This window comes from Bradyrhizobium sp. CCBAU 53338, from assembly GCF_015291665.1.
Lineage (GTDB): Bacteria > Pseudomonadota > Alphaproteobacteria > Rhizobiales > Xanthobacteraceae > Bradyrhizobium.
Genome location: NZ_CP030048.1, coordinates 3906846 through 3931634, shown reverse-complemented (window position 1 = coordinate 3931634; position 24789 = coordinate 3906846). Strand labels below are relative to the sequence as shown.

Annotated in this window: 24 protein-coding genes; 13 read left to right on the top strand and 11 right to left on the bottom strand. The window is 64.2% G+C overall.

Annotated features, from left to right (window positions below; genetic code table 11):
- Positions 1-15: 15 nt before the first annotated feature.
- Both XH90_RS18475 and cysK read right to left on the bottom strand, forming a co-directional pair.
- Positions 16-255, bottom strand: a complete 240-nt coding sequence (locus XH90_RS18475; protein ID WP_194475792.1) for a BrnA antitoxin family protein — start codon at positions 253-255, stop codon at positions 16-18.
- Positions 256-258: 3 nt separating this feature from the next.
- Entirely contained in the window at positions 259-1236 is a 978-nt protein-coding gene (cysK, locus tag XH90_RS18470) for a cysteine synthase A (RefSeq protein WP_194475791.1), read from the bottom strand.
- A 303-nt stretch (positions 1237-1539) separates the two neighbouring features.
- On the opposite strand from cysK, the gene XH90_RS18465 reads away from it, so the two are divergent.
- The 3 genes from XH90_RS18465 to XH90_RS18455 all read left to right on the top strand — a co-directional run bounded on the left by XH90_RS18465 (position 1540) and on the right by XH90_RS18455 (position 3901).
- Positions 1540-1953, top strand: coding sequence for a DUF305 domain-containing protein (locus tag XH90_RS18465; RefSeq protein ID WP_194475790.1), 414 nt, complete (start codon positions 1540-1542; stop codon positions 1951-1953).
- Positions 1954-1966: 13 nt separating this feature from the next.
- Entirely contained in the window at positions 1967-3475 is a 1509-nt protein-coding gene (locus tag XH90_RS18460; protein ID WP_194475789.1) for a YncE family protein, read from the top strand.
- Positions 3476-3682: 207 nt separating this feature from the next.
- The gene (locus tag XH90_RS18455; protein ID WP_194475788.1) at positions 3683-3901 is read left to right on the top strand and encodes a hypothetical protein; all 219 of its coding nucleotides are present in this window, start codon (positions 3683-3685) and stop codon (positions 3899-3901) included.
- Positions 3902-3915: 14 nt separating this feature from the next.
- Here XH90_RS18455 and tgt read toward each other — a convergent pair whose 3' ends face one another.
- Positions 3916-5049 carry a tRNA guanosine(34) transglycosylase Tgt gene (gene tgt, locus XH90_RS18450; RefSeq protein ID WP_194475787.1) on the bottom strand — a complete coding sequence of 378 codons (1134 nt, stop codon included), beginning with the start codon at positions 5047-5049 and terminating at the stop codon, positions 3916-3918.
- 222 nt (positions 5050-5271) lie between these two features.
- Here tgt and XH90_RS18445 point away from each other — a divergent pair, with 222 nt between their 5' ends.
- The 4 genes from XH90_RS18445 (at position 5272) to XH90_RS18430 (ending at position 9454) form a co-directional block, all read left to right on the top strand.
- Complete coding sequence (locus XH90_RS18445) at positions 5272-6426, top strand: patatin-like phospholipase family protein (protein ID WP_194482729.1); 1155 nt, start codon at positions 5272-5274, stop codon at positions 6424-6426.
- 147 nt (positions 6427-6573) lie between these two features.
- Positions 6574-7320, top strand: a complete 747-nt coding sequence (locus XH90_RS18440; protein ID WP_194482728.1) for a TetR/AcrR family transcriptional regulator — start codon at positions 6574-6576, stop codon at positions 7318-7320.
- A gap of 271 nt (positions 7321-7591) precedes the next feature.
- Positions 7592-8197 carry a PepSY domain-containing protein gene (locus XH90_RS18435; protein WP_194475786.1) on the top strand — a complete coding sequence of 202 codons (606 nt, stop codon included), beginning with the start codon at positions 7592-7594 and terminating at the stop codon, positions 8195-8197.
- A 219-nt stretch (positions 8198-8416) separates the two neighbouring features.
- The gene (locus XH90_RS18430; RefSeq protein ID WP_194475785.1) at positions 8417-9454 is read left to right on the top strand and encodes an aspartate-semialdehyde dehydrogenase; all 1038 of its coding nucleotides are present in this window, start codon (positions 8417-8419) and stop codon (positions 9452-9454) included.
- Positions 9455-9501: 47 nt separating this feature from the next.
- Here XH90_RS18430 and queA read toward each other — a convergent pair whose 3' ends face one another.
- Genes queA through coaD form a run of 5 tightly spaced genes read right to left on the bottom strand, consistent with a single transcriptional unit; the run spans position 9502 to position 12632 of the window.
- Positions 9502-10575 (bottom strand): tRNA preQ1(34) S-adenosylmethionine ribosyltransferase-isomerase QueA, encoded by a 1074-nt coding sequence (gene queA, locus XH90_RS18425; protein WP_194475784.1) that lies wholly within the window; start codon positions 10573-10575, stop codon positions 9502-9504.
- A gap of 51 nt (positions 10576-10626) precedes the next feature.
- Positions 10627-11091, bottom strand: a complete 465-nt coding sequence (locus XH90_RS18420) for a peptidylprolyl isomerase (RefSeq protein WP_128966363.1) — start codon at positions 11089-11091, stop codon at positions 10627-10629.
- Positions 11088-11513 (bottom strand): hypothetical protein, encoded by a 426-nt coding sequence (locus XH90_RS18415; protein WP_194475783.1) that lies wholly within the window; start codon positions 11511-11513, stop codon positions 11088-11090. The genes XH90_RS18420 and XH90_RS18415 overlap by 4 nt, the downstream gene beginning before the upstream one ends.
- 8 nt (positions 11514-11521) lie before the next feature.
- The gene (locus XH90_RS18410) at positions 11522-12097 is read right to left on the bottom strand and encodes a peptidylprolyl isomerase (RefSeq protein WP_194475782.1); all 576 of its coding nucleotides are present in this window, start codon (positions 12095-12097) and stop codon (positions 11522-11524) included.
- Positions 12098-12137: 40 nt separating this feature from the next.
- Positions 12138-12632: a pantetheine-phosphate adenylyltransferase gene (coaD, locus tag XH90_RS18405; RefSeq protein WP_194475781.1), complete on the bottom strand. Its 495-nt coding sequence runs from the start codon at positions 12630-12632 to the stop codon at positions 12138-12140.
- Between the two features lie 248 nt (positions 12633-12880).
- On the opposite strand from coaD, the gene XH90_RS18400 reads away from it, so the two are divergent.
- The 3 genes from XH90_RS18400 (at position 12881) to XH90_RS39625 (ending at position 15349) form a co-directional block, all read left to right on the top strand.
- Positions 12881-13138 carry a hypothetical protein gene (locus tag XH90_RS18400; protein WP_194475780.1) on the top strand — a complete coding sequence of 86 codons (258 nt, stop codon included), beginning with the start codon at positions 12881-12883 and terminating at the stop codon, positions 13136-13138.
- Between the two features lie 191 nt (positions 13139-13329).
- Complete coding sequence (locus XH90_RS18395) at positions 13330-15183, top strand: potassium transporter Kup (protein WP_194482727.1); 1854 nt, start codon at positions 13330-13332, stop codon at positions 15181-15183.
- Positions 15184-15217: 34 nt separating this feature from the next.
- The gene (locus XH90_RS39625) at positions 15218-15349 is read left to right on the top strand and encodes a hypothetical protein (protein ID WP_256442379.1); all 132 of its coding nucleotides are present in this window, start codon (positions 15218-15220) and stop codon (positions 15347-15349) included.
- Between the two features lie 9 nt (positions 15350-15358).
- On the opposite strand, the gene gyrA is transcribed toward XH90_RS39625, so the two are convergent.
- The 3 genes from gyrA to XH90_RS18375 all read right to left on the bottom strand — a co-directional run bounded on the left by gyrA (position 15359) and on the right by XH90_RS18375 (position 19364).
- A complete protein-coding gene (gene gyrA, locus XH90_RS18385; RefSeq protein WP_194475779.1) occupies positions 15359-18103 on the bottom strand; it encodes a DNA gyrase subunit A in 2745 nt (914 codons plus the stop codon).
- 168 nt (positions 18104-18271) lie between these two features.
- A complete protein-coding gene (locus tag XH90_RS18380) occupies positions 18272-18670 on the bottom strand; it encodes a DUF2306 domain-containing protein (RefSeq protein ID WP_194475778.1) in 399 nt (132 codons plus the stop codon).
- A gap of 196 nt (positions 18671-18866) precedes the next feature.
- On the bottom strand, positions 18867-19364 hold the full coding sequence (locus XH90_RS18375; RefSeq protein ID WP_092234768.1) for a single-stranded DNA-binding protein: 498 nt from the start codon (positions 19362-19364) through the stop codon (positions 18867-18869).
- Positions 19365-19787: 423 nt separating this feature from the next.
- Between XH90_RS18375 and XH90_RS18370 the strand changes: the two genes are divergently transcribed.
- The 3 genes from XH90_RS18370 (at position 19788) to uvrA (ending at position 24726) form a co-directional block, all read left to right on the top strand.
- On the top strand, positions 19788-20558 hold the full coding sequence (locus XH90_RS18370; protein ID WP_194475777.1) for an outer membrane protein: 771 nt from the start codon (positions 19788-19790) through the stop codon (positions 20556-20558).
- Between the two features lie 235 nt (positions 20559-20793).
- Positions 20794-21480, top strand: a complete 687-nt coding sequence (locus XH90_RS18365) for an outer membrane protein (RefSeq protein WP_194475776.1) — start codon at positions 20794-20796, stop codon at positions 21478-21480.
- Between the two features lie 267 nt (positions 21481-21747).
- The gene (uvrA, locus tag XH90_RS18360; RefSeq protein ID WP_194475775.1) at positions 21748-24726 is read left to right on the top strand and encodes an excinuclease ABC subunit UvrA; all 2979 of its coding nucleotides are present in this window, start codon (positions 21748-21750) and stop codon (positions 24724-24726) included.
- Positions 24727-24789: the final 63 nt, after the last annotated feature.

Below are 24789 nucleotides of genomic sequence, written 5' to 3'. Positions count from 1 at the left end.
ACACGCGAGAAACAACTACTTCCCCGCTGCCTTGCGCAGCGCCTCGTTGATGCGGTCCTGCCAGCCGGGGCCACCTTCCTGGAAGAACTCGAGCACGTCCTGGTCGATCCGCAGCGTGACCTGCTCCTTGATCCCGGGCGCCACATTCTGCTTCGGCGGAGGCGCGGCGACCTTGGCCGTTACCTTCTTGAACGCCGCCTCGGCTTCGGTGCGCGCATCGCCCAATGTCCGCGGCCGCCTCGGTTGATCCGCCATGTCCTAGATTCCTTCAAACAGAGCCGTCGAAAGATAGCGCTCGGAGAAGGACGGCACGATGGCCAAAATGGTTTTTCCCGCAGCTTCCGGCCGCTTGCCGATCTGGAGGGCAGCCGCAATCGCGGCACCAGAGGAGATACCGCCTGGGATGCCCTCATGCCGCGCCAACGCCCGCGAGGTCTCGATCGCGGTGGTCGAGTTAATCTTCACGATTTCGTCGATCACGGAGCGGTCGAGAATGTCGGGCACGAAGCCAGCGCCGATGCCCTGGATCTTGTGCGGCGTGTGCTGGCCGCCCGACAGCACCGGGCTCTCCTCGGGCTCGACCGCGACCACGCGCAAGGCCGCCTTGCGCGGCTTCAGGGTCTGACCGACGCCGGTGATGGTGCCGCCGGTGCCGACGCCGGCGACGAAGTAATCGATATCGCCGGATGTGTCGTTCCAGATCTCCTCCGCGGTGGTGCGACGATGCACCTCTGGATTGGCCAGGTTCTTGAACTGCTGCGGCATCACCGAGTTCGGCGTCGTCTTCAGGAGTTCTTCGGCCGCGGCGATCGCGCCTTTCATGCCATGAGCCGCCGGCGTCAGCACCAGCTCGGCGCCGAGGAAGGCCAGCATCTTGCGCCGCTCGATCGACATCGATTCCGGCATCACCAGCTTCAAGCGATAGCCGCGTGACGCCGCGACGAAGGCAAGCGCAATACCGGTATTGCCAGAGGTCGGCTCGATCAGCACCGTGTCCGGCTTGATGATCCCGGCCTTCTCCATGGCGATGATCATGGCCGCGCCGATGCGGTCCTTCACGCTCGCGGCCGGATTGAAATATTCCAGCTTGGCCAGAACGGTCGCCTTGACGCCGTGCATGCCCGGCAACCGGCGCAGGCGCACGATCGGCGTGTCGCCGAAAGCCTCAACGATGGAGTCATAGATGCGGCCGCGGCCGGGTTGGCGTCCTGCACCCGCTTCATGCGATGCGTCCATGGTCGACTCCCTGTTACGACGATTCGTGGCGTTTCCGGGCGTCTGGATCGCACGACCGTCGACGTCCGTGCAATCACAATAGCAACAGGCGGGATCGACTTCCATCAACTCACGTCAATTTCGCATTCGCACGGATACTCAATCGCTTGCAGGTCTTTTCAGGTGTCTCTCGGCGAGCCCGGAGGCAGTATGCGCGGCGCGCGACTTCTTCCGCCCTGAGACAAGTCCCGGTGAATTCCGAAATGACCGTAACAAAGAAGCGACTGCCGGCGAAGTAACGATCTGAGATCTGAGGAGCGTCCGATGTGGAAAGTCTTGGCAGTCGCCCTGCCCCTCGCCGCTGTCGCGTTCGCCGGTGGTGCCAGGTTCGGCAGCCAACCCGCGCATATGGCGTCGCAAATGATGATGTCCGAACTGTGCGGCGATGAAGCGCCGTTCATGGCTGAGAACCAGACGGCGATGCATCGAATGATGAGCGATATGGACATCGCACCATCCGGCGACGTCGATCGTGATTTCTCCGCCATGATGATCCCGCATCACCGCGGCGCCATCGCAATGGCGCAGGCCGAATTGCGTTACGGCCGCAACGAATCCCTGCGGCGCATCGCGCAGGAAATCATTGTCGATCAGCAGCAGGAGATCGCCGTCATGCGACTCGCGCTCGATCAACCGCCGCCGCCATCGACCGCCACAGCGGTCCTGGTTCGCAGATAGAGGAGAACCTGCCATGAAGCGAATTCTCGCGCTCACTACGTCGCTCTGCCTGTCGGGTTTCTCGGCGATGCCGGCCTGGAGCGGACAGGCGCCGGGATCTTCCGCCGCAGCCGACGTTCCCATCAGCCATCATGACCGCGTCTATGCAGCCGAGCAGTTCTCCAACACGGTCTCGGTCACCGATCCCGTAGACAACAAGCTGCTCGGCGTCATCAGACTGGGCGCGCCCTCGCCGCAAAACTTCAGCCCGCTCTACCGGGGACAGTTGCTGGTGCACGGCATGGGCTTTTCGCCCGATCATCGCACCCTGGCCGTGGTCTCGATCGGATCCAACTCGATCACGTTCATCGACACCGCAACCAACATGGTCAAGCACACGACCTATGTCGGCCGCTCGCCGCACGAGGCCTTCTTCACGCCGGACGGCAAGGAAGTCTGGGTGACCGTGCGCGGCGAGAACTACGTCGCCGTGCTCGATCCCGTCAGCTTTGAAGAGAAGACGCGGATCGTCGTGGCGAACGGACCGGGGATGCAGATCTTCTCGCCCGACGGCAAATACGGCTATGTCTGCTCGTCGTTCAATCCGGAGATTGCGGTCATCTCGGTCGCTGATCACGCCATCGTCGGCAAGGTCGCTCAGGCGAGCCCGTTCTGTCCCGATCTCGCCGCGACGCCTGACGGCGCGCAGGTCTGGTTCACGCTGAAGGATACCGGCAAGGCGCAGGTCTTCGACGCGCGGCCTCCGTTCAACCTGCTCAAGACGCTGGATACCGGCCCGATCACCAATCACGTCAACATCGTGCGTAACGCGAACGGACAATTCGCCTACATCACCGTCGGCGGCCTGAACGAGGTCCAAGTGTACCGTACCGACGACTTCACGGAGGTCGCAACCATTCCGGTCGGCAGGCTGCCTCACGGCATCTGGCCGTCGGGCGATGGCTCGCGGGTCTATGTCGGATTGGAGAATGACGACCAGCTCACCGCCATCGACACGCTCACGAACCGGGTCATCGCCAATGTCCCGATCGGCCAGGCGCCTCAGGCCGTCGCCTATGTGCCCGATGCCGTGCCTGCCGCGCGTGAATCCGGAAACGGCGCCATGAGCGTGATGGACGATACGACCAGTCCCGAAGCCACGAACTTGCAGCAGCTCGGCATTGCCGGCCAGGTCGCGCATTTCACCATGGCGCCGGTCGGCCAAGCCTCCGAACATCCGAAGCCGCTGACCAGTGTCAGCCTGTTCGAACAGGGCCTGTCCCAGGTGTTGCAGGCCGCAGCGACCGGGCTCGAGCCGAAACACAACTACGTGTTGGCGCTGGCCACGCATGCCGACGGCAGCGGCAAGCTCGAACCTCTGGCAGGCTTCATGACCAACCCGGCGGGATCGGCGATCGTGAACGCGTTGGGTCCGATCCGTCAGATTGTGCAGAGCGACACAGCGGACTCGCGCCGTTATCTCGTGATCGCGCCGGGCTCCATGACGGAAGTTGGAAAGCCGGTGCAGATCCAGGCGCCCTGAGCGGTCTGACACGACATCATCACGATGCCATCACCACGGCGTCATCTCTCTATCGCAACGCACACATTGCGTTGCGATAAATCGGAACAAGGCCAAGACACGTTCGAACCAAACGCAATTACGAAAAATCAACGCATTCGTGTTGCGACCTCGTCAACTGATTCTGCTTATGTTAGACTTAGGTCTTGAAGCAGGGAGGTCACCACGATGTCAGCAGTCGCTGAAGTGTTGTCGACCGTCGCGCAAAGGCGTGATCCGCGTTGCAGCGAGTTGCCCACCTGTCCCGTGTGCGCCGACTCCATGGTCGCCGCCGAAGCTTCTGCCTACGTCTCGGACCACGTGATCAGCTATCTCTGGACCTGCGACACCTGCGGCTATGGCTTCGTCACCAAGCACGCCGTCAAGCAGCGGCTCGTGTGCAACTAGCCGAATGCATTGGTCTAGCGCGGGGCGATATCGCCCCTAGCCCAATCCTCGCGCGTACGCCGATAGAACGCATCGAACGTTCCGTGTGCGATCGCGTCCCTGATGCCCTGCATCAGGAACTGGTAGTAGGCGATATTGATTTCAGACAGCAGCATCGCCCCCAGCGTCTCGCCGGCCTTGACGAGATGGTGCAGATAGGCGCGCGCGTAATTGTGCGCTGACGGCCACGGGCTTTCTTCGTCGAGCGGGCGCGGATCGTCGGCGTGGCGCGCGTTGCGCAAGTTGACCTGGCCGAAGCGCGTGAAGGCGACCCCGTGGCGGCCATTGCGCGTCGGCATCACGCAATCGAACATGTCGACACCGCGCTTCACCGCCTCGAGAATGTCGTCCGGCGTACCGACGCCCATCAGGTAGCGCGGCCGGTCGGCCGGCAGCGCCGGCGCGGTCTCGTCGATCATCGCCAGCATCACGGCCTGCGGCTCGCCGACGGCCAGACCGCCGATCGCGTAGCCGTGGAAGCCGATCTCGACCAGGCCCTGCGCACTGGCATGGCGCAGCTGCGGGACGTCGCCGCCCTGGACGATGCCGAACAGCATGTAGCCGTGGGGCGCGCGCTCGAACGCGCGCTTGCTGCGTTCGGCCCAGCGCAGCGACAGCCGCATCGCGCGGTCGATGTCGTCGCGCTCGGCCGGCAGCCGCACGCATTCGTCCATCTGCATCGCGATGTCCGAGCCGAGCAGGCGCTGTACCTCGATCGAGCGCTCCGGCGACAGCTCGATCTTGGCGCCGTCGATATGCGAGCGGAAGGTGACGGCATGCTCGCTGATCTTGCGCAGGTCCGACAGCGACATCACCTGGAAGCCGCCGGAATCCGTCAGCATCGGCCCGTTCCAGCCGGTGAACCGCTGCAAGCCACCAAGGCCGTTGATGCGCTCCGCGCCGGGCCGCAGCATCAGGTGATAGGTGTTGCCGAGCACGATGTCGGCGCCGGCATCGCGCACCTCGCGCCAGTGCATGCCCTTCATGGCGCCGGCGGTGCCGACGGGCATGAAGGCCGGGGTCCGCACCACGCCGTGCGGCGTGGTCAGGCGACCGGTGCGCGCGGTGCCATCGGTGGCGAGCAGCTCGAAATGATTGGGCAGAGTCATGGCGGTGCTTATTGCGTGTCGGGCGAGCCCGATCAACCCGCACGATGCCCCGGACCAGGACAGCGTTGACGCGGACGTGATCTACGCCGCGGCTTGATAAATAAAACGACACCGTATAGTTTCGTAGCGGGGCCGGACGAGACGCCGCGGCAGATTGCCGGCGGCCGTAGATGCGTGATCCTCAGCCAGCCGCCGATGCCCCTCCTCACACGTTCGACCGGCATGTCCGCCACCTCCGATGGCCGGACAAGCGGGACAGTCGCCCGCCTGATCAGGTCGCTGGTGCTGACGTGCAGCCTGGCGCTTGCCGCCTGCACCTCGCTCCCCCGCACGCCCTATACGGCGGCCGACGCCAGTGCCTCGCGCGTCCTCGATATCGACGGCCTCAGGCGCTACGCCGACGAGCCCGTCACCAAGTTCGGCTTCGAGCAGGACAAGGCGACCGGGAGCCGAACCTATCTGGCGCTCTCAGGCGGCGGCGCCGATGGCGCCTATGGTGTCGGCGTACTGAACGGCTGGACCGCGGCGCGCAATCGCCCGACCTTCTCGGTCGTCTCCGGCGTGAGCACCGGCGGCCTGATCGCGCCGTTTGCGTTCCTCGGGCCGCAATATGACGACACGCTGCGGGAGCTCTACACCAGTGGCATCGCCGAAAGCCTGCTGAACGATCCCAGCATCATGCGCGTGCTGTTCGGCTCCGGCCTGTTCGGCAATACGCGGCTGCGCGAACTCGTCGCGCGCTATGTCGGGCCGGAGATCATGGCGCAGGTCGCGCGCGAGAACGCCAAGGGCCGGCGGCTATTGGTGGTCACGACCGATCTCGACACCCAGCGCACCGCGATCTGGGACATGGGCAAGATCGCTGCGGTCGGCACGCCCGAAGCGTTAAAGCTGTTTCGCGACGTGATGGCGGCCTCCGCCAGCATTCCGCTGGTGTTTCCGCCGATCATGATCGAGGCCGAGGGCCAGGGCCGCAGGTTTCAGGAAATGCATGTCGACGGCGGCGTGACGGCCCCGTTGCTGACCTTGCCTGAGGCTCTGCTGCTCCAGGGACGCCTACCCGGCAACGCGAAGATGGACATCTACATCCTCGTCAACAAGAAGATCGAACGCAACTTCGAACTCGTCGCCAACAGCACGATCGACGTCGCCTCACGCAGTCTGTCCGCTATCACGCAGTCGCAGACGCGCTCGATCATCTTCTCGACCTATGATTTCGCCCAGCGCAATCACCTCGGCTTCCATCTCTCCTACATCGAGCGCGACTATCCGGCGCCCCCGTCCGAAGGCTTCGACACCGGCTATATGCGGGCGCTGTACCAGTACGGATATGAGAAAGCGGCGAGCGGCCAGGCCTGGACCTCGCGAATGCCGTGATATCCACGCGGCGGAACGGGATCGGTCGGAGACCGTTGACGATAAGGCCAATTCGGCCAGATTCGCGATGACGCCCCTGTTGCTGCGCGTTATAGAGCAATGAATACTGTTGGGAATACGCAGGAATCATTGGGCAGATCATCGGGCATGGGATTGGCCGCGACCAAGACAAGAACGGCTGCACCGCGCCGCGAGACCTCGAAGTCGCGCGGCGGCCGGCCGACCAAGAGCGCCGCGATCGAGCGCGATCAGCGGCTGATCGAGGTCGCCACACGCCTGTTCCTCGACCGCGGATTTGATGCGACCTCGCTCGATGCGGTGGCGGAAGCCGCGCGCGTCAGCAAGCCCACGGTCTATTCGCGCTACGGCGACAAGCGGGGCTTGTTCGCCGCCGTGCTCCGCCGCGAGATCGCACGCTGGCTTGCGCCGCTGTCGGCGGCTGCCGAAACGCAGCTCGGCAATTCGTCCGACATTTCGGTGGAGCAGCGTCTGGTGGAAATCGGGCGCGAAATGCTCAATTTCACCTGCGGACCCGACGCCGTGGCCTTCAGCCGCATGATGACGTCGCAGGCCATCAACTTCCCCGACGTCGCCAAGCTCGGCAAGGAGGAAGGCTGGCTGAAAGCCGTCGCCACCACCGCGCGATTCTTCGATCATCTGGTGGCGCAAGGCGCGCTCGATGTCGATGACACGACGATCGCAGCCGAAGTGTTCCTCGACGTCGTCGTCGGCCACACCCACCGCATGGCGACGTTCGGCACGCCGATGGAGCTCAAGGCCGCCGAAAAGCGGATGCGCGCGGCGATCAAGCTGTTCCTCGCCGGCGCACTGGGACCTGCCGACCGTATTCCGGACACGTCCAAAGCCACTCAACGGCGCCGCAACTCCCGCTGACATTTCCGTGAGACCGCCGATTTGTCCCCTGCGGACAATTGCCGCTTCGTTGACCGAAACAAAACGATACGGTATGGTTTTGTTTATAGAGCGGTGCGGGCCACTTTTTTTTCACCAGCCCCAAAAGAGGACCGGACCGCTTAGATCGCCGCGACGGGTACGGCCCGCCACGACGCTCCGCGGCCGGCCGGTGCCCAAGGTCGGCCGCGAATTCTTTACGAACATCCGGCAGACTTGCGGGTTCAAGGCTTGCCGGCCGAAGGTTTGGACCATGAGCGCGACAAGACCAGGGGTGTACGGGTTGCTGGCGATCGTCCTGTCGGGGCTGCTCATCGCAGCGCCGGCCCGTGCAACCGTCTCGGCAGGCAGCACACCAGCCGCCCTTCACAGCGAGACAGATGGTGACGCCGCGGCGGACCGCCAGGCCGTCAGCCGCGAGATCGAACGTTTCCGCAGTTCGTCGATCTCGATCAGCCAGGCGATGGCGATCGCCGAAGCCCGCCATGCCGGCGCGACGACCGCAGATGTCAGCTTCGACGGCGGCTCCGGCGTACCGGTGTACCGGGTCAAGACCCTGCACAACGACCGGATCTGGCGCTACATCATCAACGCGGCGACCGGCGAGGTGATGGGCGGCGAAGCCGCCCTGCCCCTGGCCGAACTGGACCGCGAGGATCGCAGCAATCTCGCAGCGCTCGGCAGTATCAGGCACCGCCTCGCCGATGCCGTGCGCGTCGCCGAGAAGGCGGCCTCCGGCAAGGCCATCAGCGGCGGACTTGTTCGCGACGGCGGCCGGCTCAATTTCGCGATCGTCGTGATCAGCGGCGACGACCTCAAGGAGGTCATCCTCGAGCCGCCGGGCGTGCGGGGCAAATAGCGCAGGCCACAATCCCGCCCGAAAGCCATTGACGGACGCCAGACTCTCCCGCATAAGTCGCCGCCATGTTCACGACCACCAAACGCACGACCAAAACCACCACGGCCTTCGGGGCCCGGGGAGGCGTGCGCGCGTAGTCGTCGACTAGAACGCATCAAGCTCTACCGAAGCCCCGCCCTCGATGGTCCGGGGCTTTTTTGTTGTCTAAATCGATCTCAAATGGAGGACACAGTGAGTAACGATCCCGTCGTCGCAATTGTCGGCGTCACCGGCGCGGTGGGCGCCGAATTCATCGCCACCATGGACAAGCGCGGCTTTCGCGTCGGCAAGCTCAAGGCGCTCGCCAGCGCCCGCTCCGCCGGCAAGACGGTGTCGTTTCGCGGCAAGGATGTCGTCATCGAGGAGCTGACCGAGCGCGCCTTCGAGGGCGTCGACATCGCCCTGTTCTCGGCCGGCAGCGGCATCTCCAAGAAGTTCGCGCCCATCGCTGTCAAGGCCGGCGCCGTCGTGGTCGACAACTCGTCCGCCTTCCGCATGGATCCGAACGTGCCGCTGGTGATCCCCGAGGTCAACGGCAACCGCATCCGCGACCACAAGGGCATCATCGCCAATCCCAACTGCGCTGCGATCACCGCGCTGGTGCCGCTCTGGCCGATCCATCAGAAGAACCGCATCAAGCGCGTCATCATCTCGACCTATCAGGCGGCTTCCGGCGCCGGCGCCGCCGCGATGGAGGAACTCGTCGAGTCTACCCGCGCCAATCTCAACGGGCAGGTCTATACACCGAAGGTGATGCCGCACCCTTACGCCTTCAATCTCTTCAACCACAACACCGCCGTCGATCCCGAGACCGGCTACAACGACGAAGAGACCAAGGTCATCAAGGAGACCCGCAAGATCTTCGAAGATGAGAAGATCGCGATTGGCGTCACCTGCGTGCGCGTGCCGGTGCTGCGCGCCCATTGCGAAGCCATCACCTTCGAATGCGAGAAGCCGATCAATGAGGACCAGGTCCGCGCCATGATGGCCCAGGCACCGGGCGTGAAGGTCGTCGATGACCGCGTCAAGAACTACTTCCCGATGCCGATCGACGCCTCGGGCCAGGACGACGTCCTGGTCGGCCGCATCCGCAGGGACCTCAGCGATCCCTCCGGCCATTCGATCTCGATGTTCGTGGCCGCCGATCAGCTGCTCAAGGGCGCGGCGCTGAATGCGGTGCAGATCGCGGAGCTGTTGCCGCAGCGGGTGATGGCGTAACGGAAGATGCCGTAGGGTGGGTAACCCATCCTACGGCTCTGCCCTAACTACGGCTCTGCCCTAAACAACAGACACGCATCGCCATACGAATAAAACCGGTAGCCGCTCGCGATAGCGTGCGCATAGGCCTGCTTCATCATGTCCAGGCCGGCGAAAGCCGACACCAGCATGAACAGCGTCGACTTCGGCAAATGGAAATTCGTCATCAGGATATCGACCGCTCGGAAGCGATAGCCGGGCGTGATGAAGATCGAGGTCTCCGCCGCGAACGGCTGGATGATGCCATCCTCGCTGGCGGCGCTTTCCAGCAAACGCAGCGATGTGGTGCCGAGGGCGATGATGCGGCCGCCATTGTTCCGCGCGGTGTTGAGCCGCTCCGCGGTCTCTGCCGAGATCGTGCCCCACTCGGCGTGCATCTTGTGGCCGTCGGTATCGTCCACCTTCACCGGCAGGAAGGTCCCTGCCCCGACATGCAGCGTGATGCGGTTGATGCCGACGCCGCGCGCGCTCAGCGCCTGCTCCAGCGCGGGCGTGAAGTGCAGTCCCGCGGTGGGAGCAGCGACCGCGCCTTCATTCGCCGCAAACATCGTCTGGTAGTCGGCGAGATCCTGATCGTCGGGCGTACGCTTGGAGGCGATGTAGGGCGGCAGCGGCGGGCTGCCGAGATCGGCGATGGCCTGGTCGAGCGCCGGGCCGTGGAACGAGAATGACAACGTCACTTCTCCTTCCGCACCCTTGACCTCGACCTCGGCGTCGAGATGGCCGAGCAGGCAGACCTTGCCTTCGTTGCCGAAGCGGATGCGATCACCGGCGACAAGCTTCTTGGCTGGCTTCACCAGCGCCTGCCAGCGCGAACCGTCGAGCCGCTTGATCAGCGTCGCCTCGATCTTCGGCTCGGTCTCGCGGCCGATGCGCCGGCCCTTGAGCTGCGCGGCGATCACCTTGGTGTCGTTGACGACGAGCTGATCGCCCGGATTCAGCCAATGCGGCAGATCGGCGATGGTCTGGTCGCGCAACGCATCGTTCTCGACGACCAGCATTTTCGCGGAGTCGCGCGGATGCGCGGGGCGCAACGCGATGCGCTCGGGCGGCAGGTGGAAATCAAACAGATCAGTGCGCATTCGTCGCTTACCACCAGGGACGCGCCTACGCGCGCCCCTGGGATGATGAGCTTACTCCTTGTCGGCCGCCATCCGCGCCTTGACGATCTTGTCCGGGTTCTGCACCGGCTCGCCGCGCTTGATCTTGTCGACGTTCTCCATGCCCTCGGTGACCTTGCCCCATACCGTGTACTGGTTGTCGAGAAAGCGCGCATCGTCGAAGCAGATGAAGAACTGGCTGTCGCCGGAATCGGGGTTCGCAGCGCGCGCCATCGAGGCGGTGCCGCGCACGTGCGGCTCCTTGTTGAACTCGGCCTTCAGCTTCTTGCCGGAGCCGCCGGTGCCGGTGCCGTGCGGACAGCCGGTCTGCGCCATGAAGCCGTCGATCACGCGATGGAACACGATGCCGTCGTAGAAGCCTTCGCGCACCAGCTCCTTGATGCGCGCGACGTGGCCGGGCGCGAGGTCGGGACGCATCTCGATGGTGACGGGGCCCTGGGTGGTCTCGAGGATCAATGTGTTTTCGGTGACGCTCATGCTCGTCTCTCTTGCGTTGGAGGTGAAGTCTTGTCGGGTGACGATTTGCGGTTGCGGAACTGGATCGCGAATGGACGTCCCGCGGCGGCGCCGGCCATTGCATCGGTAAATGGCATCGGCGTGCAGCGTTGCAACGCCTCCATCACCGCGATCCGGTATTGCAGCCGGTCATTGTCGGAGGCCTCCGCGGATTCATAGGTAATCCTCGGATGGCCCAGAATGTTTCCGGAGCGGTTAAAGCTCACGACGACGGTGATGTCGAGTGGGCGAGCCTTGGCCGGCGGCGGCGGCTTCCAGCAGCTCCGCAAGTGCTGGAAGACCTCCTTGATGGTGTTGACCTGCGCGTCCTCTGCAGCCGCACCGGAGATGCCGAACAGCAGCGCCGCGGCAGCGATCAGGAGCCTGCCGCCGCGGGGCGCCATGAGCCCTCCTACTTGATGTCGGAGGCGACCTGCACCTTCACCATCTTGTCGGGATCGGTGACGGTGCCGCTCGGCGAGCCGGCCGGGGCCTTCTTCAGCTTGTCGACCACGTCCATGCCCTGCACGACCTCGCCGACCACGGTGTACTGGCCATCGAGGCTGCCACCGTCGGCGAACATGATGAAGAACTGCGAGTTGGCGGTATCGACGCTGTCGCCGCGCCGGGCCATGCCGACGATGCCGCGGGCGAAGTGAACCTTGGAGAATTCCTGCTTCAGGTTCGGATATTTCGAGCCACCGGTGCCGTTGCCGTTCTGGCCATCGCCGGTCTGGGCCATGAAGCCGTCCATGACGCGGTGGAACGGCACGTTGTTGTAGAAGCCCTCGCGCGCGAGCTGCTTGAGGCGCTCGGCGTGCTGTGGCGCAAGGTCGTTCCTGAGCTTGATGACGATGCGGCCCTTGGTGGTGTCGATGACGAGCGCATTGGCCTTGTCGAGATTGGCCGGCAGCGGCTGCGCCACCACGGGGACCGCACCAACGAGCGCGACGAACATCGTGGCAAGAATTGCGAGACGACGGATCATGGAAACTCCGGATCAGGTGAGATGAAAAAGCCCGCCGTTTTCAGGCGAATTTTGCCTTGAGCTGGGACGCAACGAGCGGCGGTACGAAGGCCGAGACGTCTCCGCCCATGCCGGCGATCTGGCGCACCAATGTGCCCGTAATCGGGCGGACCAGAGGTGAGGCCGGCAGGAAGACGGTTTGCACCTCGGGCGCCATGGTGCCGTTCATGCCGGCGAGTTGCATCTCGTAGTCGAGGTCGGTGCCGTCGCGCAGGCCCCTGATCATGATGGTCGCACCGTGTTTGCGCGCCGCGCTGACCGCCAGATCGTCATAGGTCACGGCCTCGAGCGTGCAGCCGGCCTGGGCTGCCACCGGCCCACAGACGTCATGAAGCATCTTGAGCCGCTCCTCGGTCGAGAACAGCGGCTTCTTGCCGGGATGGATGCCGACCGCGACCACCAGGCGGTCGCACAGCGCGACACTGCTCCGGACCACGTCCAGATGGCCGTTGGTGATGGGGTCGAAGGAACCTGGGTAGAAGGCAATGCGCGGCATGTCCACGTCCTACCGCGCCCGGCCCGGCCCGGCAAGCCGGACAGGTTCCCTGCCGGTTTTTCCGCCCAAAGCCGTCGGCAAGCGCGGCTTTGTTTCGTCCTTGGGGCGTCCACGAAACAAAACGGGGCGACAACGAAACCATTTCCAGCATCGGCGAAGACGTCCGGAAACTGGCCATGGTTACTAATCCGGCCAACGAACGACGGGCCGCAAACTGGGCGTAGCGGCCGCATCACAGGGGACCGTCAATGATCAAGGCTCTTTCAGCGATCGCTCTTGCTGCGTGTGTTGCTGCAGCCCTCACCCTCCTGCCCGGTTTCGCTCCGTCAGTCGAAGCGAGCGTGCCGCAGCCGCTTGCCAAGGGCGACCGGCTCGACATCAAGACCATCGGCAGGGATTGCTCGCAGCAGGCCTGGCCGAACTTCGAGGCGTCCTGCCTGCGCCGCGCCGGCACCAAAGCTGACGTTCGCGTCGCTCGCCTCGTGACGGCGGACCGTACCCCGTAGGAGCCTGTCAGCTCGGCGTCATAATCCTCGGTATAAATCTCATGGCTATTTGCGACGTCCCGTCGCAGACTGTGTGATGCTCGCGCCCATCGGATCGGCCCGATGGGCGCGATCCCATTGAGGGGACGCCTTTGTCCAGTACGCCCGCAGTCGCTTCCGGCCATCATCATCCCGATCCGCTGCCGCTAGCCATGACCATGGGCGCCCTCGGGGTGGTCTATGGCGATATCGGCACCAGCCCCCTCTATGCCCTCAAGGAAGCCGCCAAGGCGGCCGCGCACGGCGACACGGTGACTCCGGAGGCTGTCCTGGGAGTTGCCTCACTGATCCTCTGGGCGCTGCTGCTGATCATCTCGCTGAAATATGCGATGCTGATCCTGCGCGCCGACAATCGCGGCGAAGGCGGCATCGTCGCGCTGTTGGCGCTGCTGCATGCCCGTCACGCCCAATCCGGCACCTGGCGCGCCCATCTACTGGTGGTCGGCCTCGTCGGCGCAGCGCTGCTCTACGGCGACGGCGCGATCACGCCGGCGATCTCGGTGCTCTCGGCCATCGAAGGCCTCAAGGTCGACGCTCCCTCGCTCTCGCCCGTGGTCGTTCCCATCACCATCGCCATCCTTGTCGGCCTGTTCATGATGCAGAAGCAGGGCACCGGCTTCATCGGCCGCATCTTCGGACCTGTCATGCTGGCCTGGTTCGTCGTTCTGGCCGCGCTCGGCATCCACGGCATCGTCAAGGCGCCGGCGGTGCTTGCCGCGCTCAGCCCGCTCTATGCTTTCGACTTCCTGATCCATCAGGACTTCCACGTCTCCTTCGCAATCCTCGGCGCGGCCTTCCTCGCGGTGACCGGCGGCGAGGCGATGTATGCCGACATGGGGCATTTCGGCCGTCTGCCGATCCGGCTCGCCTGGTTCGCGATCTGCCTGCCGGCGCTGGTGCTGAACTATTTCGGCCAGGCCGCGCTGCTGATCACCGATCCCGGCATGATCGAGAATCCGTTCTTCCAGCTCTGCCCCGACAGCCTGCACTACGCGCTGGTCGCGTTCTCCGCCGTTGCGACCGTCATCGCCTCGCAGGCGATCATCTCCGGCGTGTTCTCGCTGACCCAGCAATCGATCCAGCTCGGCTTCCTGCCGCGCATGCAGATCCGCCACACCACGAGCGATGCGATCGGCCAGATCTACGTGCCGCTGGTGAACTGGCTGCTTGCCGCAGCAACCCTCGGCGCGGTGCTGAGCTTCGGCACGTCGGACGCGCTCGCCGGCGCCTATGGCATCGCGGTGTCGCTGCTGATGGCGATCACCACCCTTCTCGCCGCCCTGGTCGCTATGCAGTGGGGCTATTCGCCCTGGCTCGTGGTCGCCGTGAACGGCTTCTTCTTCGTGATCGACGTGATCTTCTTCTCCGCCAACTCGATCAAGTTGTTCGAGGGTGGCTGGTTTCCGTTGCTGCTCGCGGGCCTCGTCGCCTTCCTGATGCTGACCTGGCGCGCCGGCGTCAAGCTCGTCGAAGCTGCGCGCGCAAAACTGCGCCAACCCGAGGAAGACCTGATCGAGACCGCAGTCAACAAGTGCAGCGCGCGCCTGCCCGGCACGGCCGTGTTCCTGGCCTCGGCAGCGAAAGGCGTGCCGCTCGCGCTGACGCAGTTCGTCAAGCACAACCGCGTGCTGCACGAGCGCATTGTCCTCGTCACCGTGCTGATCGAGGAGCTGCCGCACATCGACGACCAGGACCGCGCCGAAGTGATCGAGATCATTCCCGGCATCACCCGCGTGATCCTGCATTACGGCTTCATGCAGAACCCGACGATCTACGAAGGACTGACGCTCGCCTGCCGCCAGGGCAAGCTGCCCGGCATCGACCTCTCCGACATCACCTATTATGTCGGCCGCGAGACCATCATCCCGCGCGAGGACATCCCGGGCATGTGGGTGTGGCGCGAAGGCCTGTTCGCCTTCCTCCAGCGCAACGCCGAACGCTCGGCGGCGTTCTTCGGCGTGCCGACCAGGCAGGTGGTGGAGTTCGGCACGGAGCTGGAGATCTAGCACGGCTCCGCAGCGCTGCCGGAAGCGAGCGCCCATGTCCAGCGATCCGCCTTTGCAGCTGAAGCCCCGGCTGTCGATCTCGGTCGATCAGGCGCAATCGATCGTCCGCAGGGTGGCCTCGCATGCGCTTGTCGACCTGTCGCGAGAGCTTGCGGACGGCGTTTAGAACGGGGCGTTACTCCCCGCTCGCCTCGCCATTCGCGCCGTTGCCGCTCTCGGCCTCCTCCGTGATGTGCTCGACCGAGACGACGTGCTCGTCCTCGGCGGTGTCGAACACGATCACGCCCTGCGTCGAGCGGCCGGCGATACGGATGCCTTCGACCGGGCAGCGGATCAACTGCCCCTTGTCGGTCACAAGCATGATTTGATCGGCATCCTCCACGGGGAAGGACGCGACCAGATTGCCGTTGCGGTTGTTGACGCTCATGGCGACGATGCCTTTGCCGCCTCGGCCCGTGGTGCGGTACTCGTAGGACGAGGTCCGCTTGCCATAGCCGTTGACGGAGACGGTCAGCACGACCTGCTCGGCCGCCGACATCTCGGCATAGCGCTCCTGCGCCAGCTGGAAGCTGCCGGAGGTCTCCTCGGCCTCAGCGTCCGCTGCCGGCTCTTCAGCCGCGGCTTCGCCGGCGACCGCGCGGCGCATCTTCAGATAGGCCGAACGCTCGTCCGAGGTGGTCTCGACATGGCGCAGGATCGCGAGCGAGATCACCTTGTCGCCCTCGCCAAGCGCGATGCCGCGCACGCCCATCGAGGTGCGCCCGGTGAAGACGCGCACGTCGGGAACCGGGAAGCGGATGCACTGGCCGCCGGCCCCAGTCAGCAGTACGTCGTCATGCTCGGTGCAGATCTGGACGTCGACGATCGCTTCGCCGTCGTCGAGCTTCATGGCGATGATGCCGGAGCGGCGGACGTCGACGAAGTCGGACAGCTTGTTGCGGCGGACGTTGCCGCCTGTGGTGGCGAACATCACATCGAGCTGGGCCCAGGTGGATTCATCCTCGGGCAGCGGCATGATGGTGGTGATGCGTTCGCCCTGCTCCAGCGGCAGGATGTTGATCAGCGCCTTGCCGCGCGCATTCGGCGCGGCCATCGGCAGGCGCCAGACCTTTTCCTTGTAGACCTGGCCGCGCGACGAGAAGAACAGCACCGGCGTATGCGTGGACGCCACGAACAGGCGGCTCACAAAATCCTCATCGCGGGTCTGCATGCCGGAGCGGCCCTTGCCACCACGGCGCTGGGCGCGATAGGCCGACAGCGGCACGCGCTTGACGTAACCGGCGTGCGAGACGGTGACGACCATGTCCTCGCGCTGGATCAGGTCCTCGTCCTCGACCTCGCCTTCCTGCTCCATGATCACGGTCTTGCGCGGCGTGGCGAATTCCGCCTTCACCTCAGCGAGCTCGGTCTTGATGATGTCGAGAATCCGGTCGCGCGACTGCAGGATCTCGAGATACTCGCCGATTTCGCCAGCAAGCTTTGACAGCTCGTCGCCAATCTCGTCACGGCCAAGCGCTGTGAGGCGTGCGAGACGCAGTTCGAGGATCGCCTTCGCCTGATCCAGCGACAGGCGGATGGTGCCGTCCTCGTTGATGCGATGGCGGGGATCGTCGATCAGCGTGATGATGTCCTCGACGTCGCGCGCGGGCCAGTCGCGCGTCATCAGGGTTTCGCGCGCAACGGCCGGCGTCGGCGAGTGCCGGATGACCTTGATGATCTCGTCAATGTTAGCGACGGCAATCGCAAGGCCGACCTGCTCATGCGCGCGCTCGCGCGCCTTGCGCAGCTTGTACTTGGTCCTGCGGGTGACGACCTGCTCGCGGAATCCGACGAAGATCGTCAGCATGTCCTTCAGGTTCATCGTCAGCGGGCGGCCCGAATCGAGCGCGACGGCGTTGACGCCGAACGAGGTCTGCAGTGGCGTAAACTTGTAAAGCTGATTGAGCACCACGTCGGGCACGGCGTCGCGCTTGAGCTCAACGACGACGCGGTAGCCGTCGCGGTCGGATTCGTCGCGCAGATCCGAGATGCCCTCGATCTTCTTTTCCTTGTAGAGCTCGGCGATGCGCTCGACCATCGTCGCCTTGTTCACCTGATACGGGATCTCGGTGATGACGATCGCCTCGCGCTCTTTCCTGATCGTCTCGAACTCGACCTTGCCGCGCATCACGATGGAGCCGCGGCCGAGATGGTAGGCGCTGCGGATGCCCTGGCGTCCGAGGATGATGCCGCCGGTCGGGAAATCCGGCCCCGGGATGATGTTGTTGAGCTCGTCGATCGTCAGCGCCGGATTGTCGACCAGCGCGAGGCACGCGTCGATGACTTCGCCGAGATTGTGCGGCGGGATGTTGGTGGCCATGCCGACCGCGATGCCGCCTGCGCCATTGACCAGCAGGTTGGGGAACCGGGCCGGCAGAACCACCGGCTCCTTGGTCGAGCCGTCATAGTTGTCCTGGAAGTCGACGGTCTCGTTGTCGATGTCGTCGAGCAGCTTGAGCGCGATCTTGGTCAGGCGTGACTCGGTGTAGCGCATTGCCGCAGGCGGATCGCCGTCGACCGAGCCGAAATTGCCCTGCCCGTCCACCAGCAGCTCGCGCATCGAGAAAGGCTGCGCCATGCGCACCAGCGCGTCATAGATCGCCTGGTCGCCATGCGGATGGTATTGGCCCATGACGTTGCCGACGATACCGGCCGACTTCTTGTGCTTCTTGTCGGGCGTGTAGCCTTCCTCGTTCATCGAGAACAGGATGCGGCGATGAACCGGCTTCAACCCGTCGCGCGCATCGGGCAGCGCGCGCGACACGATCACGCTCATGGCGTAATCGAGATAGGACTTCTTCATCTCCTCGTAGATCGAAACGGGGCGAATGTCCGAGGGTTGCGCCGGCTGGTCGCCGGGCTTGTTGTCGTCGTCAGCCAAGGGGGAATCCGGTGAAATTTTATCTGGGAATCATATAGCGCATCGAGGCCCTGATAACCACCCTTGCAAGGGTCGAGACAGCGCTTTTTCCGACTGTTTTTCCAGAGACTTAGACCTTGTCCACCACCATCGGGAACGGGGCCCGCACGAGCCGGGCGGAACTGCCCGTTACGCCCCGAAAAACACGCTGTGCATGATGCGCCCGGGCAGCAGCGTGAACAGGCCCGCCACCACCAGCGCGCCGGTGAAAATGAAGATCATGCTCCACCGGTGAGCGACGACGCGATGCGTGTGCGCCCGCCATACCGCAAGCGGCAGCATCACCAGCGTGAAGATCGACAGCAGATGGATCGGGCTGAACGGCCCGACCAGGCGGATCTGGTGGATCCAGAACGACGAGACCGCTACCAGGGCCATCAGCGCCACCCAGATCCAGCCGATCGTCCGGTGTGGCAGCGTACCCTTGGGGGCGGCGAACTGAACGATGCCGAGCACGAAGGCCGCCATCGCCGCGAAGGCGTGCAGCGGGATCGCCGGAGCAGCGTCAAGCAGCGGCGCGAGGCTCATGTGACGCGTCCCTTCGGCCGGGATCGACCATGTGAATATGATTAACATTAAGTTAATACCGTTCACATCGTGGCCCGTCAAAGGCTTCAGGCAGCACATGAGGCCGGCCCGGAAAACCGAGCTCAGCCTGTAAATTGGTAGGAAATCCTGACGCTCTACGCGAGCGCAGCAAAGTTGGAAACGAAACTTGCCCGCCTCAGAACGGGATGTCGTCGTCCATGTCGTTGTTGCGGCCACCGCCGCCGGCGGCAACCGGGCGGCGCGGTGCGCTGCTGACGGGACCCGAGGAGCCGAAATCGCCGCCCGGCTCGTCGCCGAAGCTGCCGCCTCCTCCGCCGCCGCCGCGGCCGTCGAGCATCGTCAGCGTCGAGTTGAAGCCCTGGAGCACGACCTCGGTGGAGTACTTCTCCACGCCGCTCTGATCAGTCCATTTGCGGGTCTGAAGCGCGCCCTCGATGTACACCTTGGCGCCCTTCTTCAGATACTGCTCGGCGACCTTGCACAGCCCTTCGTTGAAGATCACGACACGGTGCCACTCGGTCTTTTCCTTGCGCTCGCCGCTGTTCTTGTCGCGCCAGGTCTCGGAGGTCGCGATGCTCAGATTCGCGATCGGCCGCCCGTCCTGGGTGCGGCGGATTTCCGGATCCTTGCCGAGATTTCCAACCAGAATGACCTTGTTGACGCTTCCCGCCATCGCCGCTCTCCACTCCAAATGCCACTGAATCGAAAAAGGCGCGCCCGCGCTGCCGCCCGTTGGGCCGACCCTATACGCTTACGAGGGCCGATCGGCCCGCTACACCCTCGGTTATCCCCACATATAGCACCGGCCAGACATTTGTTCCAGATTTGTTCCCATCGAAATTGATGCGACCGAAGCGTGCATACGAACACTCTGCCCCGCTATGCACGCCGTCATGAATTGGAACCGAACCGAACCGGAAAACGCTTAACATTCATCAGGTTAAGCGCATGTCAGTTGCCCGCCGACTGTTGCATTCCAGAGACGGACTCGGCCGTCCGATTGGATTACGGTTTTCTCGGAATTGGTTCTGATGGGCGTCGCGCCTGATGGGCCGCTTCGGGGACATCTGAAGCGGACGACACTGGGGAGACTGCAATGAAGAAAATTCTATTCGGTACAATTTGTATTGTTGCAATGGGCCTGTCTGCACCGGCGAGTGCAGCAGATCTTGCGGCTCGTCCCTACACCAAGGCGCCGCCGCCGATGATCGCCACCATCTACGACTGGAGCGGCTTCTACATCGGCATCAACGGCGGCGGCGGATCGAGCCACAAATGCTGGGACAACGTCGTTCTCGGCGGCGGCGCATTCGTGGGCGGCGAAGGCTGCCACAACGCCACCGGCGGCACGGTCGGCGGCCAGGTCGGCTATCGCTGGCAATCGGCCAGCTGGGTGTTCGGCCTCGAAGGCCAGGGCAACTGGGCCGACTTCTCCGGCGACAATGTCAGCAATTTCTTCCTGGCACAGCGTAACCGCTCGCGGATCGACGCCTTCGGCCTGTTCACAGGCCAGATCGGCTATGCCTGGAACAACGTGCTGTTTTACGTGAAGGGCGGCGGCGCCGTGGTCGCGGACAAGTTCGACATCTACACGGCGCCCGGCTTCGTCGGTGCGGGCACCCTGCTCGCCTCAACCAGCGACACCCGCTGGGGCGGCACGGTCGGGGCCGGCCTCGAATTCGGCTTCGCGCCCAACTGGACGGTCGGCGTCGAGTACGATCACATCTTCCTCGGCAACCGGACGCTCACGCTCAACGCACCCGTCGGCGGCGGCGCATTCCAGACCGACCGGATCAGCCAGGACGTCGACATGGGCCTCGTCCGCCTCAACTATCGCTGGGGCGGCCCCATCATCGCGAAGTACTGATCTTCTTGAAATCATTCGGGAATCGAAGGCCGGCCTCGTGCCGGCCTTTTTGTTGCCTGTTCCCGACGGGGAACTATAGGTCAGTGAGTATTACATTTTGTATTTGTTGTGACTTTTGAGAGACACAACTTACAGCTTCAGTGGTGTAAGCACGACATCAGTTGGACCAACGCGTCCGCTGTGCTTCCGACGCACGGAAGACAACAACAGAAACTGGGACTGGGATTACTTGAATATGAAAAAGATTTTGTTGGCTTCGGCCGCTCTGATCGTACTCACCGGCGCCGCTTCGGCTGCCGACCTGGCGGCTCGCCCCTACACCAAGGCTCCGGTCGCGATGGCCTCGGTCTACAACTGGACCGGCTTCTATCTCGGTATCGTCGGCGGCGGCGCCTGGGAAGCCGCCTCTGGCGACCCGAAGATGAAGGGTGGCTTCGTCGGCGGCACCGCCGGCTACAACTGGCAGACCGGCAACGTCGTGTTCGGTATCGAGGCTGACGGCGCCTGGGCTGACGTCAACGCTTCTGCCGCTGGTGTCGTTATCGTTCCCGGCCTCGGCGCGATCCCGACCAGCGTGAGCTCGAAGACGGATGCAATGGGCACCGTGCGCGGCCGTATCGGCTATGCCGTCAACAACGTCCTGTTCTACGGCACGGGTGGTTACGCCTGGATCGACAACAAGATCACCGCCACCCTCGGCGCTGCGTCGATCTCGGACAGCAAGTTCCACTCCGGTTGGACCGTCGGCGCGGGCATCGAAGCGTTCTTCGCTCCGCAGTGGTCGGTCAAGGGCGAGTATCTCTATCGCAGCCTGGCCGGCGAGACGTACTTCGGCGCCATTCCCACCGGCACGATCAACTTCCACACCGTGCAGGTCGGCGTGAACTATCACTTCAACGGCCCGGTCGTCGCCAAGTACTGAGCTGAGGCTCCAACGCCATCACGTCACGAAAGGCCGGCCTCGCGCCGGCCTTTTTGTTGTTCCTTCCGTCCCGATCTCCAGGCGCTGCTGCCAAGTCCCGCCAGCGCGCCAACAATCCGTTGACGATTCGCAAGTCCCTCTGGAAATCCGTCTCCGTTCTTCCTACGTTCGCCTGCATACCCATTGGCGCCGATCCCGGTTCCGGGCGAAGCGCGCCCGAACGTTGGCGCGGTCGCTCGCTCGTGGGATTCCTTGAGGGCAACGCGGATGGATGAAGTGATCAAGGCGAAGCGCCAACAGCAGAACGCGGGATCACACCTGCGCGCAATTACGATCCGCGGCGCGCGCGAGCACAACCTCAAGAACATCGACGTCGAGATTCCCCGCGACAAGCTCGTGGTGTTCACCGGGCTATCGGGCTCCGGCAAATCCTCGCTCGCCTTCGACACCATCTACGCCGAGGGCCAGCGCCGCTACGTCGAGTCGCTCTCGGCCTATGCGCGCCAGTTCCTGGAGATGATGCAGAAGCCCGACGTCGACCAGATCGACGGCCTGTCGCCGGCGATCTCGATCGAGCAGAAGACGACGTCGAAGAACCCGCGCTCGACGGTCGGCACCGTCACCGAGATCTACGATTACATGCGCCTGCTCTGGGCGCGCGTCGGCGTGCCCTATTCGCCCGCCACGGGCCTGCCGATCGAGAGTCAGACCGTGTCGCAGATGGTCGATCGCGTGCTGGCGCTGCCCGAGGGCACCCGCCTCTATCTGCTGGCGCCTGTCGTGCGCGGCCGCAAGGGCGAGTACCGCAAGGAGCTCGCCGAATGGCTCAAGAAGGGCTTTCAGCGCGTCAAGATCGACGGCGCCTTCTACGAGCTCGCGGAAGCGCCTAACCTCGACAAGAAATTCCCGCACGACATCGACGTCGTCGTCGACCGCATCGTGGTGCGCGCCGATATCGGCCAGCGCCTGGCTGAGAGCTTCGAGACCGCGCTGAAGCTCGCCGAGGGCCTTGCCGTCGTCGAGTATGCCGACGCACCGGCTGCTGCTGCGCCTGCCGAAGAGAAAAAGAAGACGGCAAAAATCCACGACAAGAGCGGGCCCGAGCGCATCCTGTTCTCGGAAAAGTTCGCCTGCCCCGTCTCCGGCTTCACCATTCCGGAGATCGAGCCCAGACTCTTTTCCTTCAACAACCCCTACGGCGCGTGCCCTGCCTGCGGCGGCCTCGGCGTCGAGCAGCATGTCGACGAAGACCTCGTCATCCCGGACAAGGAGCTCGCGATCGGCAAGGGCGCGATCGCGCCCTGGGCCAAGTCGTCGTCGCCCTATTACACGCAGACGCTGACGGCGCTCGGCAAGCACTACAAGTTCACCCTGACGACCAAGTGGAAGGATCTGCCCAAGAAGACGAGAGACGCGATCCTCCACGGCTCCGGCGAGGACGAGATCAAGTTCTCCTACGAGGACGGCGTCCGTTCCTACGACACCAAGAAGCCGTTCGAAGGCGTCATCACCAATATCAACCGCCGCTATCGCGAGACCGAAAGCGAGTGGGCGCGCGAGGAGCTGGCAAAGTATTTCCACGACGTACCCTGCGGCGCCTGCAACGGCTTCCGGCTGAAGCCCGAGGCCCTGTGCGTCAAGGTCGGGGCCAAGCATATCGGCGAGATCTCGGAGCTGTCGGTCAGGAAGGCCGGCGAGTGGTTCGAGACCGTGCCCGACGCGCTGAACAAGCAGCAGAACGAGATCGCCGGGCGCATCCTCAAGGAAATCCGCGAGCGCCTGACCTTCCTGCTCGACGTCGGCCTCAACTACCTCACCCTCTCCCGCTCCTCCGGCACGCTGTCCGGGGGCGAGAGCCAGCGCATCCGGCTGGCTTCCCAGATCGGCTCGGGTCTGACTGGCGTGCTCTACGTGCTGGATGAGCCTTCGATCGGCCTGCATCAGCGCGACAACGCGCGCCTGCTCGACACGCTGAAGCGCCTGCGCGACCTCGGCAACACCGTGGTCGTGGTCGAGCATGACGAGGACGCGATCCGGCTCGCAGACTACGTGCTCGACATCGGCCCCGGCGCCGGCATGCATGGCGGCAACATCGTCGCCGAAGGCACGCCCGACGAGATCATGCGCAACCCGAAATCGCTGACCGGCAAATATCTCACCGGCGAGCTCGAAGTCGAGGTGCCGGAGCGGCGTCCGCCGAACCATCGCCGCACCATCAAGGTGGTGAACGCGCGCGGCAATAACCTCAAGAACGTCACGGCCGAGATTCCGCTCGGCCTGTTCACCGCCGTCACCGGCGTCTCCGGCGGCGGCAAGTCGACGCTGCTGATCGACACGCTCTACCGCGCCATCGCGCGCAAGCTCAACGGCGCCAGCGAAGGCGCCGCGCCGCACGACCGCATCGAGGGTCTCGAGCACATCGACAAGATCATCGACATCGACCAGTCGCCGATCGGCCGCACTCCGCGCTCGAATCCGGCGACCTATACCGGCGCCTTCACACCGATCCGCGAGTGGTTCGCGGGCCTGCCCGAAGCCAAGGCGCGCGGCTACGAGCCCGGGCGCTTCTCCTTCAACGTCAAGGGCGGCCGTTGCGAGGCGTGCCAGGGCGACGGCGTCATCAAGATCGAGATGCACTTTTTGCCCGACGTCTACGTCACCTGCGACGTCTGCAAGGGCAAGCGCTACAACCGCGAGACGCTGGAAGTCCTGTTCAAGGGCAAGAGCATCGCCGACGTGCTCGACATGACCGTCGAGGAAGCCGCCGAGTTCTTCAAGGCGGTGCCGCGCGTGCGCGAGACATTCCAGACGCTGCACCGCGTCGGCCTCGACTACATCCATGTCGGCCAGCAGGCGACCACGCTCTCAGGCGGCGAAGCCCAGCGCGTCAAGCTGGCAAAGGAGCTGTCCAAGCGCGCCACCGGCCGCACCCTCTACATCCTGGATGAGCCCACGACCGGCCTGCACTTCCACGACGTCAAGAAGCTGCTGGAGGTGCTGCACGAGCTGGTCGCGCAGGGCAACACGGTCGTCGTCATCGAGCACAATCTCGAAGTCATCAAGACCGCGGACTGGGTCATCGACCTCGGCCCCGAGGGCGGCGACGGCGGCGGCGAGATCGTCGCCTGGGGTCCACCCGAGGACATCGTGAAAGCACAGCGGAGCTACACGGGCAAGTTCCTGGAGCCGGTGCTGAAGAAGGCAAGGAAGCCGAAACGACGGAGCACGAGCGAGGCGGCGGAGTAGATCGAAACCGTAGGGTGGATCAGCGAAGCGTAGTCCGCCTGCGCTCTTCTCGTGAGACCGGTG

Bases quoted from the DNA above. Each gene is read 5' to 3' on its own strand.
- XH90_RS18475 (WP_194475792.1), bottom strand. From the start codon at position 255: ATGGCGGATCAACCGAGGCGGCCGCGGACATTGGGCGATGCGCGCACC.
- cysK (WP_194475791.1), bottom strand. From the start codon at position 1,236: ATGGACGCATCGCATGAAGCGGGTGCAGGACGCCAACCCGGCCGCGGC.
- XH90_RS18465 (WP_194475790.1), top strand. From the start codon at position 1,540: ATGTGGAAAGTCTTGGCAGTCGCCCTGCCCCTCGCCGCTGTCGCGTTC.
- XH90_RS18460 (WP_194475789.1), top strand. From the start codon at position 1,967: ATGAAGCGAATTCTCGCGCTCACTACGTCGCTCTGCCTGTCGGGTTTC.
- XH90_RS18455 (WP_194475788.1), top strand. From the start codon at position 3,683: ATGTCAGCAGTCGCTGAAGTGTTGTCGACCGTCGCGCAAAGGCGTGAT.
- tgt (WP_194475787.1), bottom strand. From the start codon at position 5,049: ATGACTCTGCCCAATCATTTCGAGCTGCTCGCCACCGATGGCACCGCG.
- XH90_RS18445 (WP_194482729.1), top strand. From the start codon at position 5,272: ATGTCCGCCACCTCCGATGGCCGGACAAGCGGGACAGTCGCCCGCCTG.
- XH90_RS18440 (WP_194482728.1), top strand. From the start codon at position 6,574: ATGGGATTGGCCGCGACCAAGACAAGAACGGCTGCACCGCGCCGCGAG.
- XH90_RS18435 (WP_194475786.1), top strand. From the start codon at position 7,592: ATGAGCGCGACAAGACCAGGGGTGTACGGGTTGCTGGCGATCGTCCTG.
- XH90_RS18430 (WP_194475785.1), top strand. From the start codon at position 8,417: ATGGAGGACACAGTGAGTAACGATCCCGTCGTCGCAATTGTCGGCGTC.
- queA (WP_194475784.1), bottom strand. From the start codon at position 10,575: ATGCGCACTGATCTGTTTGATTTCCACCTGCCGCCCGAGCGCATCGCG.
- XH90_RS18420 (WP_128966363.1), bottom strand. From the start codon at position 11,091: ATGAGCGTCACCGAAAACACATTGATCCTCGAGACCACCCAGGGCCCC.
- XH90_RS18415 (WP_194475783.1), bottom strand. From the start codon at position 11,513: ATGGCGCCCCGCGGCGGCAGGCTCCTGATCGCTGCCGCGGCGCTGCTG.
- XH90_RS18410 (WP_194475782.1), bottom strand. From the start codon at position 12,097: ATGATCCGTCGTCTCGCAATTCTTGCCACGATGTTCGTCGCGCTCGTT.
- coaD (WP_194475781.1), bottom strand. From the start codon at position 12,632: ATGCCGCGCATTGCCTTCTACCCAGGTTCCTTCGACCCCATCACCAAC.
- XH90_RS18400 (WP_194475780.1), top strand. From the start codon at position 12,881: ATGATCAAGGCTCTTTCAGCGATCGCTCTTGCTGCGTGTGTTGCTGCA.
- XH90_RS18395 (WP_194482727.1), top strand. From the start codon at position 13,330: ATGACCATGGGCGCCCTCGGGGTGGTCTATGGCGATATCGGCACCAGC.
- XH90_RS39625 (WP_256442379.1), top strand. From the start codon at position 15,218: ATGTCCAGCGATCCGCCTTTGCAGCTGAAGCCCCGGCTGTCGATCTCG.
- XH90_RS18380 (WP_194475778.1), bottom strand. From the start codon at position 18,670: ATGAGCCTCGCGCCGCTGCTTGACGCTGCTCCGGCGATCCCGCTGCAC.
- XH90_RS18375 (WP_092234768.1), bottom strand. From the start codon at position 19,364: ATGGCGGGAAGCGTCAACAAGGTCATTCTGGTTGGAAATCTCGGCAAG.
- XH90_RS18370 (WP_194475777.1), top strand. From the start codon at position 19,788: ATGAAGAAAATTCTATTCGGTACAATTTGTATTGTTGCAATGGGCCTG.
- XH90_RS18365 (WP_194475776.1), top strand. From the start codon at position 20,794: ATGAAAAAGATTTTGTTGGCTTCGGCCGCTCTGATCGTACTCACCGGC.
- uvrA (WP_194475775.1), top strand. From the start codon at position 21,748: ATGGATGAAGTGATCAAGGCGAAGCGCCAACAGCAGAACGCGGGATCA.